The sequence below is a fragment of the Methylobacterium sp. 37f genome, assembly GCF_023093475.1.
GTDB lineage: Bacteria > Pseudomonadota > Alphaproteobacteria > Rhizobiales > Beijerinckiaceae > Methylobacterium.
The window spans coordinates 170491-182535 of sequence record NZ_JAGHKN010000006.1 but is presented as its reverse complement, the minus strand read 5'-3'; the positions used below and the strand labels follow the sequence as shown (position 1 = coordinate 182535).

Here is a 12045-nt window from a genome sequence, read left to right as displayed (position 1 = left end):
GGCCGAGCGCACGGTCGATCGGCTCTGGACTGTCGTCGGCAATCTGCTCGACGCCTTCACCCCAACCGAGTGCGCAAACTACTTCGCTGCCGCCGGTTACGATCCGGAGTAGGTGGAAACCGCTCTAGAGCTGCGCCCGATCAAGTTGGGTCAAAGGCATCCGAGGCCCGACTGCCCTGTACCGCGTCAACCGCTTCGACCAGATCTGCCGGGCGCACGACATCGAGCATCGGTTCACCAAGCCAAACCACCCGTGGACCAATGGCCAGGTCGAGCGCATGAACCGGACCCTCAAGGAGGCGACCGTCAAGCGCTACCATTACGACAGCCACGACCAACTGCGGGAACACCTCGCCGCCTTCCTGGATGCCTACAACTTCGCCCGGCGACTCAAGACCTTACGCGGCCTCACGCCATACGAAGCGACCTGCCGAGCCTGGGCAGACGATCCGGACCGGTTCAGATACGATCCGACCCACCTCACCTCGGGACTGAACACCTAGGATGGATATTTGAAGTTCGTACGTTTCAGGCGGAACATAGAGCGCGTGGATTGTTTGGCTCACATGACCCCCATCGGTTTGTTTGTCTCAGATTTAGTCTTAGAGGCTGTTATGGACCTATGACGGCTGGATTCCAGATGAAGGGGCATGACCTCTTCACGCAAAGCCTACCCGTCCGACGTCTCCGATGACGAATGGGCGCTGGTCGCCCCCCCCTGTCTGATGCTGCTGCGCGCGGATGCGGGACAGCGTGAGCACAGCCTGCGCGCGGTGGTCAACGGGCTGCGCGATGTGGTGAAGACGGGCGCGCCGTGGCGGTGGATGCCCCAACGACCTTCCGCCCTGGGAGGCCGTCTACCAGCAGGCGCAGCGCTGGCTGGCGGCCGGGTGCTTCGAGCAACCGGCCGCGGATCTGCGGGCCCTTCTGCGTCTGGCCTCCGGACGTTCGCCCGAGCCGCGTTCGGCCATCCTCGACAGCCGGACCCTGCGCTCCTCACCCGAGAGCGGCGAGCGGGCCGGACGGCTGAGAAGTCGGCCAAGGCCGCCCGCGCCCACGGGATCGAACGGGAGGTCGCGAAACCGCCGGAGACCAAGCGCAGCTTCGTCCTGCTGCCGCGCCGGGGGGGTCGTCGAGCGCTCCTTCGCCTGGGCCACGTGCTTTCGCCGCCTCGTCAAGGATGACGAGCGCGATCCCAGCACGCGAGCAAACCTCCCAGAGTCGCCTTCGCCTGCCTCATGCACGAACAGGCCACTGAACCCGCGGCCCGTTCAGGAATAGCCTCTAGGCAGTCGAGCGACGGGTCTCGGAGGGCGTGCACCCGTAGAGCCGCCGGTAACGCTGGCCGAAGTCGCTCATGTGGGCGAAGCCCCAGCGCTTCGCGATCACCGCCACCGGAAGGGCGGCATTGCGCGCGCTGATCAGATCCTGATGGACCCGCTTCAGGCGCTGATCGATGAGGAATTGAAATGGCGTCTGTCCCACGTCCCGGCGGAACCGGGTCTGCAGGCCGCGGACGCTGATCCCGGCGGCGGCCGCAATGTCCGCCAAGGTGAGGGGGCCGGACAGGTTCGCCTCGATATAGTCGAGCGCCATCCGGAGGCTGCGGGACGGAACGTCGACCCTGTCGCAAACCTTCGGCTCCACCCGCTTCGGCCAGGCCGAGAGCAGCTGATAGCTCAGAATTTCCTGAACCAGGGGCAGGACGTAGTCACACGCCGGATCGGCCTCCTGGACCCGACGCTGGATCTCGCGCAGGGAGCAGGCGAGGGCCTTCATGCCCGGGGTCGCGATGTCGGCGACCGGCGCGAGGGACGACAGGCCGCGGGAATCACCCATCAGGGCCGCGTCGGCGGCCGTCAGGGTCTCGACGGCGATCGTCCCGCTGAGGGCGCTGAAGCTGCCCGAGGCCTGAACTTCCCGCAGATCCTCGAATCCCACGAGGGTCGCGTGCGTCGGTGTTCCGATCGAATTGCCGGCGCGGTGGCGGTAGGTGACGTGGCCGCGCGTGACGAAGCGGAACGTCATCACGGCCGCGTCGTATTTCGGCTTGGTGACGAAGCCGCTGATCGTGTGGGTCGCCCACAGGCTCATGCACGCGTCGACCCGCCCGTCGATCTCGATCTCCGGCGCGATCGAGCGCATCACGTCGAAATGGACCGGGATCCCGCCGCGATCGTTGAAGGCCTGGAGTTGCCGCAGGGAGTCGATATGGGCGGCGAGCCGACGCTGCGGCTGCCTTGCGGACGGATAAGCCGAAGCGCGATCCACCATTCCTACCCTCCTGCCCGCTCCGCGCCCGCGCAAGAATCCGCCTCGTGGAGCCCTCGGATCAGACCTGCGGGCGCAGATCAGGACGGAGGGCGGGACGCTGAGCCCTGCGAGGTCGGGGATGGCGGATCGAACGGCGCCGCGCCGGCCCGTCGCCGGAAGCTCAAGGCCTGCGGGACACCGGCTCCACATCCCGAAAGGCGACCACGACGCCCCTCTTGAATTTCTCCCACAGGCGAAGCGGAAAGAACAGGACGCAGGCCAGGGACACGAGGACCAGGCCGCACAGCAGCGCCAATCGTTGCATCGGCGGCTCGGATTCCTCGCGATCGTACCAGAGGGGATCTTCGTCGGGAATCACGATGGGTCCTCGCCAACACGCGCGCGATTGTCTGCTCGTTTCAGAACATCACAGATCCGAGCATAGGTCGATGACGGGTTTAAGATATCGTTAATCCTAACCCGGCGCCTCGGGCCAAGCAGCCCGTCCGGGATTCCACGTTCACGCCGAACCGACACGCCGAAACGTCCCTTCCGGCCCTTGGCATTCCGAACTTGGCATTCCGAACTTGGCATTCCGAACTCGGGACCGGGTGGACCGCCACGGATGGGGACGAGGCGGTCCCGAATGCGCGCGGCGCTTGGGGGTGGGATCATCGCGACAGGCTCACGGGGATACCTGCCAGAACCGGACCGATGCCGGCCCGAAAACGAAACCGGCTCACTAAGGAAGATCCCCGCGGGAATCGCTCGATGAGCCCGGTTCGAGGCGGTCAGCGGCGAACCCGCAGGGTCGACGCCGTCGGTCTTCTTCAGAAAGAGCCGGTCGTTTCCACCTCTCCCGCCGCCTGCGCGCTCCGCGGCGTCGCCGCAGGCCCGGCCGAAGCGGTCGGCTGAGGCGTGGTGGTCAGGTCGCTGACGCTGCGCACCTGCTGGGTTTCACGCACCTGCTCGCGAAACAGCGGAGGCGTCAGGTAGAGGGCTTCACCCGCCTGGGCGGCACCGCCGGCGAAGGACACCGACGCGAGAACGGTCAGGGTGAGAAGGCGAGCGACGCGCATGGGAAATCTCCTGATCGGCTGGCAAGGGGCCGCCGTTGAAGAGATTGAACCACATTTTTGTGCGCTGCGGTTTGCCGATTTTGCAACGCAGCATAATGCCCGCCCGCCGTCCGGTGACCACTATATCGCAGCTTTGCAAGGGCACGGGGCCAATGATGACCGAAGAAAGACATGTCCTGAGTGCAGGCCGCCCAAAATCAGCAATGCTGCCCAAAAATTAGCTTTTCGGACTTCGCAAAAATACTTTGCGGGACCAGGCGATAAGCCGTCCGTCGCTCATGCGGGTAGGGGGCCATCGGCTCCCTACCCTGGGACAGGATCGTGTTACTCGGCCGTGCCCCACTCATCCTTGGCTTCCGCGGTCGTGCGATTCAGCCGAACTTCGCCGCCCTCGACGGCGGCGATCGAGTCGATGTGGATGAAGTGATGCCGGCCCTGAGCCTCGGGATCGGTGCGGGTGAGCTTGATGCGTTGCCCGTCGAGGTGATCCACGGTTCCGACATGTCCGCCATCGGAGCCGACGACGGGCATGTGCTCCTGGATCTGACTGGTGTCGGTCATGGCGGTGTTCCTCTATCCAAACGCTGGTGAGCAGCGAACGCGCGTCCGACCAAACGGGTCCGAAGCATGTTTCCGAGCTGTGGAGGAACTTTCGCGCGGTGCGGGAAGGGGTCTCCGCCCCGCCGATTTCGCGACCGCGACGGTCAGCGTGAGGCCTGCGAGCCGCCGCGCAGCGGCGCGTGATCGGGCACGGGACGGGAGATTTCGGCCGGGAAGAGGCAGATCGCAGGTGCGCGGCAAGCCGGGACGGCGCCCTGCATCGGTTCGGGGGATCGCCCAGGCGGACCGGTCCCGCCCTCGGGTCGAGCGGTCCTTCTGCGATCGCGCGTTGCATCGGCGCCGTTGCGTTCGTTGATCGAACCGCAACGGCGACCGATCCGCCGAAGGCTAGATGTTCTCGCCAGGCTCGGGACTGGCCACGAGCTGCTCGGCCTCGACGGTCGTGTACCCTTCCAGCCAGTCCGCACTCTCCTGCGATCCCGCCGGATACGGGTTGGCGGAGACGGGCTGGCCCTCGCTCCGCGCGGCACTGCCCTCCAGCCAGATCTTGTTCGACGCGACGACGGTCATGACGGTCCCTCCTGTGGAGGTGAAAACGGCCTTCGGGGAGGACGGTTCACGCCAAACCGAAAGTCCCAAGCTGCCGTTTGCCTGCGCGGGCCCCTGGAATTGTCGGACATCCCCTGTCGCCCCCGGCTGCGGACGTGCCGTACAACCCGGACGGAGGCCGCAGCGGCGACCTTCGTCGGGCTTCGGAGTGCCGGGGCCGGCCCCGCGGGGGCAGGCATCGAGGCCCGAGGTCCGGCCGCCGAATCGGCCGCGCCGGCACCGGGCGATCGCCGGCAGGCCCGGCAGGCCCCTCCCCCGCCGGGCCGCCCCCTCAAATCGGCCTTCGCATGCGCCGCGCGCTGGCGGCCGGCGTCGCCGACGACATCGCGGGCGGCCGCCGGAACCGCTCGAGCCGTGCGGGCGCCTTTGGAGGTGACGCGGGAGGCCGCCGCGATGGCGCTTGCGACCCGCCCGTCCGAGCCGGCACGACCCTTCGCGTCCGACGAAGGCTTAGCCGCTGTTCGACACTCAGATTCCCGCGGGGGTGTGCCCTTTTAGGAACAGCGACCTTGATCGCACCATCAATCGTTTGTTAGCCATTTTGAGCGCGTATCCGTGACCTGGACCTGCGTATTCGTTCACCACTATTGTGAGGTTGTATGGCAAGTTGGCTCAATTCATCTGGTGTTGCACTGAGAGACAGTACATCTCCGGCGAAGTGGTTCACCACTTCCTATGGCGGTCAGACCCTCAACGGCACCAGCGGCGCCGACTCGCTTTCCGGTAAGGCCAACACCGTGTCATCGCTGGCCGGGGGGGCAGGCGACGACAGCTACGCGCTGCCCGACCTGAAGACGAAGCCCATCGAAGCGGCCGGGGGCGGCGTCGACACCGTGACCACCTGGTGGCGCGACTACGTCCTGGCCGACAACATCGAGAATCTGAACATCAACGGCATCGCCCGCGTCGAGGGCAACGGCCTCGCCAACATCATCCGCGGCGACAGCAGCGCCCAGACGATCGACGGCGGCTTGGGCAACGACGTCCTGATCGGCGGCGGCGGGCGCGACACCTTCCTGGTGACGAAGGGCGACGGCAGCGATGTGATCGTCGATTTCCAGACGAGCGGGGCCGGCGACCTGGCGCGGCTCGACGGCTACAGCCTGACGAGCTTCGCCCAGGTGAAGTCGGCCATGTCGCAGGTCGGATCGGACGTCAAGCTGGCCTTGAGCGGGAGCGAGGCGCTCATCTTCCGCAACCACAAGATTGCAGACTTCACCGCGGACGATTTCCAGCTTCCGGTATCGACCGCGGGCCGCACCCTGACCTTCGCGGACGAGTTCAACAGCCTCAGCTTGTGGAACGGCAAGTCGGGGACCTGGGAGACGACCCAGGCAGGGTCTTCGCTCAACGTCAACGGCAGCACACTGGCCGGCAACAAAGAGCTGGAATGGTACATCAACAGCAACTATACGCCGACCGCTTCGGTCAAGCCCTGGACGATCAACAACGGCGTCCTTGAAATCACTGCCGCGAAAGCTCCGGCCGCGATCAAGCCCTATATCAATAATTACAATTACACGTCCGGCATGATCCAGTCGCATCAATCGTTTTCCCAAACCTATGGGTATTTCGAGATGCGCGCCCAGCTTCCTGCCGGGCAGGGATTGTGGCCGGCCTTCTGGCTGATGCCGCAGGATGGCACCTGGCCCCCCGAGCTCGACATCATGGAGGTGGTCGGAAGCAAGCCGACCTCGCTGGTGACCACGCTTCGATCGATGCAGACGGGATCGCTGGTCGAAACCTCGATCGGCTCGACCGTCGCCGACATGACCAAGGGCTTCCACACCTACGGCGTCGACTGGGAGAAGGACACCATCCGCTGGTACTTCGACGGCCTGGAAGTCGCCTCGATCGCCACCCCGGCCGACATGCACAAGCCGATGTACATGGTCGCCAATCTCGCGGTCGGTGGGACCTGGCCGGGCAATCCGGACGCCACGACGACGTTTCCGTCCAAGATGCAGATCGACTACATCCACGTCTATTCCGGTGACGGCACCGCGGCCGCCCCGACAACTCCGGTCACCCCGACGCCCGCCCCCTCCTCTCCGGACAAGAGCCCGACCGGCGGCACCCTGTTCGCGCTCAATGCCGAGGATAAGCCCCTCTACGAGAGCGCTGTCGCGACCAAGGGCTTCGTCGCCAGCGGAAGCTACCAGACCCTCACGGGCACATCGGGCGCCGATGCGCTCCGAGGCAACGGCACCTCCACGCTGACGGGCGGCGCCGGCGACGACACCTACTACGTCTCGAAGGACAAGGTGGTGGAGAGCAGCGGCGGCGGCACCGACACGGTCATCGCCTATGCCAACCATACCCTGGCCGCCAATGTCGAGAACCTGTTCGCGTTCGGTGCCAACACCACGGCCACCGGCAACAGCCTCGACAACGTCATCCAGGGCGGTGCCGGGCGTCAGACCCTCGACGGCGGCGCCGGCAACGATGTGCTGAAGGGCGGCGCGGGCTCGGACATCTTCGTGTTCGGGTCGGGCCACGACCGGGTGCTCGACTTCCAGGGCGGTTCCGGCTCCGACAAGGACCTGCTCCGCATCTCCAAGGCGGATTTCACCAGCGTCGCGGCCGTCCAATCCGCAAGCCACCTCGTCGATGCCGATCATGACGGCGCGATCGACGACGTGGTGATCACGCATGGCTCGGACACGATGGAGCTTCTGAACCTCAGCCTGTCGACCCTCGATGCCGGGCACATCCTGATCGTCTGACCCTGCTCCTCACCCTGCTCTCGCGCGAGAGCGACCTGACCGGCTCCGGCGCGTCCTGCGTCGGAGCCGTCTTGCGTTTCCAGCGTCACGGGCGCAGCGCTGCACCGATCCCACCGGCAGACGGAGACCGCCCGCCGATACCGGTCCCGGCGCGGGAACCGCGCCGGTTCGCGCATCGGGGGCGTCGAGCGCGAGGATCTCAGTGGATGGCGTCGTTGGCCCAGACCCGGACGTAATCGACGTCGAGGTGCGTGGTCGGCATGGAGGCGTCGTACTTGCCCGGCCAGCTGCCGGTGTCACCCACCGCCAGATTGACGACCATGTACATCGGCTTGTGCATGTCGGCCGGCGTTGCCGTCTCGGCCACCTTCGCACCGTCGATGTACCATTCCAGCGTGTCCTTCTGCCAGTTGACGCCGAAGGTGTGGAAGCCCTCCGTCAGGTCTTCCGTCTGCACCGGCATGCTCGTCAGGGTATGACCGCCGATCGAGGAATGCGCCGTGGCGTAGGCGGTGTCCTTGTCGTGGCCCAGGAACTCCAGAACGTCGAGTTCGGCCGGCCACGTCCCGTCGGCGTTCAGCAGCCAGAAGGCCGGCCACATGCCCTGGCCCGCCGGCAGCTCGGCGCGCATCTCGAAATAGCCGTAGGTCTGGGCGAACGACTTGGCCGTGGTGAGCACGCCCGAGGTGTAGGCCAGGCCCAGCGGGTTGCCGTCGTGATCCGGAGCCGCCGTGATGCTCAGGACGCCGTTCGAGACCGAGAACGGGTTCGTGCCCACCGAGCTGTCCGAGTAGTACTGCGCCTCGTGGTTCGACCCCAGGGTCCGATCCTGGCTGGTGCCGACGCCAAGTGCGCTCTTCCACACCGTGCCTTGGCCATTGGCCGAAGCACTGAGGGTGTTGAACTCGTCGGCGAAGCTCAACGTCATGCCCGGATGCGACGGGTCCGCCGGCAGGGCGAAATCGCCGGCCTTGAGGTTCGTGAGCGCCACGTTCTGTAAGGTCAGCGTCTCGCCGCCGCCGAGCGCGATGACGGTGTCCGACCCGACCTGACTGGCCGCCATCTTCAGCTCGGCGAAGCTGTGCAGGTTGACCCCCTCCATGCGGACCTTGTCCACGCCGGAGGCGAAGTCGGTGATGATGTCGCTGCCCTCGCCCTTGGCGATGACGAAGATATCGGCCCCGCCGCGGCCGGTCAGGATGTCGTTCCCGGCCTTGCCGTTGAGGGTCTGGGCGCCGCCATCGCCGGTGATCATGTTGTTGAGGCTGTTGCCGGTGCCGCTCTTGGCGTTGCTGAAGATCAGGTTCTCGACGTTGTCCGGCAGGGTGTAGTCGCGCCAGGCAATGATGACCGTGTCGACGCCGCCGCCGGGCGCCTCGACGACCTGATCGCTCGACTGCCAGATGTGGTAGGTGTCGTCGCCGGCGCCGCCGGTCAGGACAGCATTGCCCTTGTCCCAGCCCCAGATGTCGTCGTGCCCGGCCGTGCCGCTGAGGGCCTGGACGGCATTGTTGGCCTTGATCGTGCTCGTCGGTGCCACGCTGGCCCGCGCCGGCTCGTTCACCACGACGGGTGGAGCGACGACCACAGGCGGGTCGACGACGGGCGGGGTGACGACGGGCGGCTCCGGGGGCGCCGGCGGTAGGGCCACTTCGGGAGGCTGCGGCGCGGGGGGCGCAACGACTACGGGCGGCGTTTCGGGCGCCACGGAATCCTCCAGGACGAAATCGCCTGACGTGAGGGCGTTCCCGGCATGCGCGGCGGTGAAGCGGCCGACGGCCGTGCCATGCTCGCGGATCTCGTAGGTGTGCAGCGTGCCCTGACGGGCGATCTCGACCACGTTGGCATCGGCGGCAAAGCCGCGGAACACCAGCGTGTCCCCGCCGGCGGCGCCGGCCCCCTGGAAGTCGGTGATCCGGTCGAGGGCCGTGCCCGTCAGGCCGGCCGTGCCGGCCAGATCCGCCTTGCTGAAGACGAAGCGGTCGGCTCCGGCCCCGCCCGTCAGCAGGTCGACGCCAAGCCCGCCGGTGATGATGTCGTTGCCGGCGCCGCCGTTGATGGTGTCGTTGCCCGACGCCCCGATGATGATGTCGTCACCGTCCTGGCCGGCGATGAGCTGCGCCCGCGTCCCGCGCGAGGAGAGGTCGATCCGATCCGCACCCGCGGTGCCGGCGGTGTACTGGGCCGCCAGGGGTGCGATCGGGCCGCTGCTCGAACTGACCGGTGCGGTTGCGGAAACCACCGGCGCGAGCGTGCTCGACGCCGCCGGCGTGATCAGCGCTTCCGGAGAAGGCTTGACCACGGACGCCTCCGACGCCTCGAACACGAAGTCGCCTGACTTGAGCGCCTCCCCGGCATGGACAGCGGTGAAGCGGCCGACGGCGACGCCGTGCTCGCGGATTTCGTAGGTGTGCAGCGCGCCCTGCCGGGCGATTTCGACCACGTTGGCATTGGCGGCAAAGCCGCGGAAGACCACCATGTCGCCGCCCGCGGCGCCGGCGCCCTCGAAGTCGGTGATCCGGTCGAGGGCGGCGCCCGTCAGGGTGGCCGTACCGGCGAGATCCGCCTTGCTGAACACGAAGCGGTCGGCCCCGGCTCCGCCCGTCAGGGTGTCGACGCCGAGCCCGCCGGTCATGATGTCGTTTCCGGCGCCACCGTTGATGGTATCGTTGCCTGATGCACCAATGATGATGTCATCACCATCCTGGCCGGCAATCAGTTGTGCGCGCGTCCCGCGCGACGAGAGGTCGATCCGATCCGCACCTGCGGTGCCGGAGGTGTACTGAGCCGAAAACAATGCCGTGTCCGCCATGGGTCGCTGACTTTCTTGCGATCGATGGCGGATGATGAGAACGGCTAAGTTAATACAGAGCAAATACTGCCTTTGGTTCCATCGTCTGAATCGGCAGAGTATTTATCTCGTTAAAGAAGAGTACCGCTAGGCCGACAAATTAATCGAACCATTTCGCTCAAAAACTCAGGGGCAAGGGTGGCCTTTGGCGGATGGCCTTCCGTCAGCGGTTCCATCCCGAGGCGAGAGGGCGAGGATCGTCCCCGAAGCGGCCTTGATCGTCGGCGTGACGCTTCGCTGGAGATCGGGCGCATCCGGGGCGCCAACGGGGCGACCGCCCTCGCCCGCATGACAGATCGGGGACCGGTGTCCGGCGGTTCCGTCCAGCCGGATCAGAGGCCGGCGCAATCGCTCGGCCGACCGGTGAGACTCACGTGGTCACGCTCCCTCTGCCCAGCAGGAACAGAGCTGCGCCGAGGACCAGAAGGCTTTTCGACAGGAACGAGAATCCGGAAACGCCCTCGCCGTCGTCCAGGGATCGCAGATAGGCGACCTGGGCGAACATCGCCGCCCAGTACGCGGACCACAGGGCGAGGACGGACATCATCCCCATCGGCGCGGCACGCTCCCAGAATCCCGCCGGGCGATCTAGGCTTCGACCCGCCGCTCATGCCGCCAGAGCGCGACCGCATGCCGGCGCGCCTCGTAGGCCCGGCGCACGGGCGTGCCGTCGGCGCCGCGCCCCTCCTGGCTGTAGCCGAACCGGAGCACGCCGTCCGGACCGTAGAGACGCGTCATCTCGGAACGCCAGGCCTGATCGGTGCGCGCCAGAACCGCTTCGGTCTCGGCCAGTCGGTTCGTCTGCATCGGGGCTCTCTCGCGGGGCTGAATGCAGATCTAACGCGCGCCGAGGCCATCCGGTCCCGAGCCGGTCCCTCCTTCTCACCGCATCATGCGCGACCCGGCGACCGCGCATGCACAGGTGAGTCGCGTGCAAGGATGAGGCGCGTGCAGGGGAGCTTCCGGCCTCGACGGCTCAGCCCTTCGGCGCGGCCTGCGTCGGCGCGGGCGACGCCCCCGGCGACGCGAGAGCGCTCTTCGGCATCAGCATGTGCACGCCCTTGTTGCCGTCCACCGTCTGGGTGATGCGCAGGTTTCCGGCGAGCGAGCACAGCATGTAGGCCTGGTTGCGGGTGAGGCTCGTGCGATCGCAGACGTGCCGCACCATCTCGCGCACGGCCTGGCGCATCGCCTCGTCGAGGCTCTCGTGCAGGCCGATCGACATCAGGTCGGTGGGCGTCTCGGCGAAGGGCCAGGCATAGCCGAGGTCCTTGCGCACGGTGAGGCGGAAGGTGCCGGTCAAGCCGGTTTCGAGGGCGGTGATGCAGACCTCGCCGTCGCCCTGCACGCCGTGGCCGTCGCCCGCATAGAAGCCGGCGCCCGGATTGTAGACCGGCAGGTAGAGGGTGGTGCCGACCTTGAGTTCCTTGTTGTCCATGTTGCCGCCGAACCCGCGCGGGACCGGGGTGCCGACCCGGCCCCAGGCGGCGGGGGGCGCCGTGCCCATGATGCCGAAGAACGGATCGAGGGGCAGCTCCGTACCCCAGGGCAGCACGGCGACGCCGCGGGCCACATCGATGTCGGGGTGGATGGTCTCGTAGTCGGTGAACTCGTCCGGCAGGGTGCCGAGGAGCGGCAGGATCGCCACGAAGCCCCAATCCATGCGGAATTTCAGGTCCAGGATCTCGACCTGGAGCACGTCGCCCGGCTCCGCCCCGCGCACATGGACCGGCCCGGTGACGAAGTGGGGGCCGGGTCCCTGCGCGAGCGTGTCGAGGGCGAGGCGATAATCGGCCGGCACGCGGGCGGGATCGGGGTGCAGGGATTCCCGGCCGCCGGCCGGAAACGAGTGCAGCGTCACGGTATCGCCGGAGGCGATCTCCAGGACGGGCGGCAGGGCGGCGTCGAAGTAGCCCAGCGCCATGGTTTCGGGGGTCGCGGGAATCTCGTGGTGCTGCGACATGCG

The 12045-nt window shown here is 67.0% G+C and carries 10 protein-coding genes and 3 pseudogenes; 4 read left to right on the top strand and 9 right to left on the bottom strand.

Features of this window, described 5'->3' with window-relative positions:
* The 3 pseudogenes from J7U37_RS06620 to J7U37_RS06610 form a co-directional block, all read left to right on the top strand.
* Positions 1-112 (top strand): annotated as a pseudogene (locus J7U37_RS06620) (IS630 family transposase); the annotation flags it as partial.
* 82 nt (positions 113-194) lie between these two features.
* Positions 195-503: pseudogene (locus tag J7U37_RS06615) on the top strand (integrase core domain-containing protein); the annotation flags it as partial.
* A gap of 147 nt (positions 504-650) precedes the next feature.
* Positions 651-1241: pseudogene (locus J7U37_RS06610) on the top strand (transposase); the annotation flags it as partial.
* Between the two features lie 43 nt (positions 1242-1284).
* Here the strand turns inward: J7U37_RS06610 and J7U37_RS06605 are convergent.
* The 5 genes from J7U37_RS06605 to J7U37_RS06585 all read right to left on the bottom strand — a co-directional run bounded on the left by J7U37_RS06605 (position 1285) and on the right by J7U37_RS06585 (position 4463).
* On the bottom strand, positions 1285-2274 hold the full coding sequence (locus tag J7U37_RS06605; RefSeq protein ID WP_247635194.1) for an AraC family transcriptional regulator: 990 nt from the start codon (positions 2272-2274) through the stop codon (positions 1285-1287).
* Between the two features lie 160 nt (positions 2275-2434).
* Positions 2435-2632 (bottom strand): hypothetical protein, encoded by a 198-nt coding sequence (locus J7U37_RS06600; protein ID WP_247635193.1) that lies wholly within the window; start codon positions 2630-2632, stop codon positions 2435-2437.
* A gap of 451 nt (positions 2633-3083) precedes the next feature.
* Positions 3084-3332 carry a hypothetical protein gene (locus J7U37_RS06595; RefSeq protein ID WP_056485231.1) on the bottom strand — a complete coding sequence of 83 codons (249 nt, stop codon included), beginning with the start codon at positions 3330-3332 and terminating at the stop codon, positions 3084-3086.
* 324 nt (positions 3333-3656) lie between these two features.
* On the bottom strand, positions 3657-3893 hold the full coding sequence (locus J7U37_RS06590; protein ID WP_247635192.1) for a DUF2171 domain-containing protein: 237 nt from the start codon (positions 3891-3893) through the stop codon (positions 3657-3659).
* Positions 3894-4280: 387 nt separating this feature from the next.
* Positions 4281-4463: a hypothetical protein gene (locus J7U37_RS06585; protein ID WP_056181925.1), complete on the bottom strand. Its 183-nt coding sequence runs from the start codon at positions 4461-4463 to the stop codon at positions 4281-4283.
* Between the two features lie 638 nt (positions 4464-5101).
* Between J7U37_RS06585 and J7U37_RS06580 the strand changes: the two genes are divergently transcribed.
* On the top strand, positions 5102-7228 hold the full coding sequence (locus J7U37_RS06580) for a family 16 glycosylhydrolase (RefSeq protein WP_247635191.1): 2127 nt from the start codon (positions 5102-5104) through the stop codon (positions 7226-7228).
* 199 nt (positions 7229-7427) lie between these two features.
* Here the strand turns inward: J7U37_RS06580 and J7U37_RS06575 are convergent, their stop codons facing one another.
* From J7U37_RS06575 to J7U37_RS06560, 4 genes are all read right to left on the bottom strand, one after another.
* Complete coding sequence (locus J7U37_RS06575; protein WP_247635190.1) at positions 7428-10040, bottom strand: family 16 glycosylhydrolase; 2613 nt, start codon at positions 10038-10040, stop codon at positions 7428-7430.
* A 409-nt stretch (positions 10041-10449) separates the two neighbouring features.
* A complete protein-coding gene (locus J7U37_RS06570) occupies positions 10450-10632 on the bottom strand; it encodes a hypothetical protein (RefSeq protein WP_247635189.1) in 183 nt (60 codons plus the stop codon).
* Positions 10633-10667: 35 nt separating this feature from the next.
* Positions 10668-10886 (bottom strand): hypothetical protein, encoded by a 219-nt coding sequence (locus J7U37_RS06565; RefSeq protein WP_056185735.1) that lies wholly within the window; start codon positions 10884-10886, stop codon positions 10668-10670.
* A gap of 169 nt (positions 10887-11055) precedes the next feature.
* Positions 11056-12042 (bottom strand): acetamidase/formamidase family protein, encoded by a 987-nt coding sequence (locus J7U37_RS06560; RefSeq protein WP_056185732.1) that lies wholly within the window; start codon positions 12040-12042, stop codon positions 11056-11058.
* Positions 12043-12045 lie beyond the last annotated feature (3 nt).

Bases quoted from the DNA above. Each gene is read 5' to 3' on its own strand.
- J7U37_RS06580 (WP_247635191.1), top strand. From the start codon at position 5,102: ATGGCAAGTTGGCTCAATTCATCTGGTGTTGCACTGAGAGACAGTACA.
- J7U37_RS06570 (WP_247635189.1), bottom strand. From the start codon at position 10,632: ATGGGGATGATGTCCGTCCTCGCCCTGTGGTCCGCGTACTGGGCGGCG.
- J7U37_RS06585 (WP_056181925.1), bottom strand. From the start codon at position 4,463: ATGACCGTCGTCGCGTCGAACAAGATCTGGCTGGAGGGCAGTGCCGCG.
- J7U37_RS06560 (WP_056185732.1), bottom strand. From the start codon at position 12,042: ATGTCGCAGCACCACGAGATTCCCGCGACCCCCGAAACCATGGCGCTG.
- J7U37_RS06590 (WP_247635192.1), bottom strand. From the start codon at position 3,893: ATGACCGACACCAGTCAGATCCAGGAGCACATGCCCGTCGTCGGCTCC.
- J7U37_RS06605 (WP_247635194.1), bottom strand. From the start codon at position 2,274: ATGGTGGATCGCGCTTCGGCTTATCCGTCCGCAAGGCAGCCGCAGCGT.
- J7U37_RS06565 (WP_056185735.1), bottom strand. From the start codon at position 10,886: ATGCAGACGAACCGACTGGCCGAGACCGAAGCGGTTCTGGCGCGCACC.
- J7U37_RS06575 (WP_247635190.1), bottom strand. From the start codon at position 10,040: ATGGCGGACACGGCATTGTTTTCGGCTCAGTACACCTCCGGCACCGCA.
- J7U37_RS06595 (WP_056485231.1), bottom strand. From the start codon at position 3,332: ATGCGCGTCGCTCGCCTTCTCACCCTGACCGTTCTCGCGTCGGTGTCC.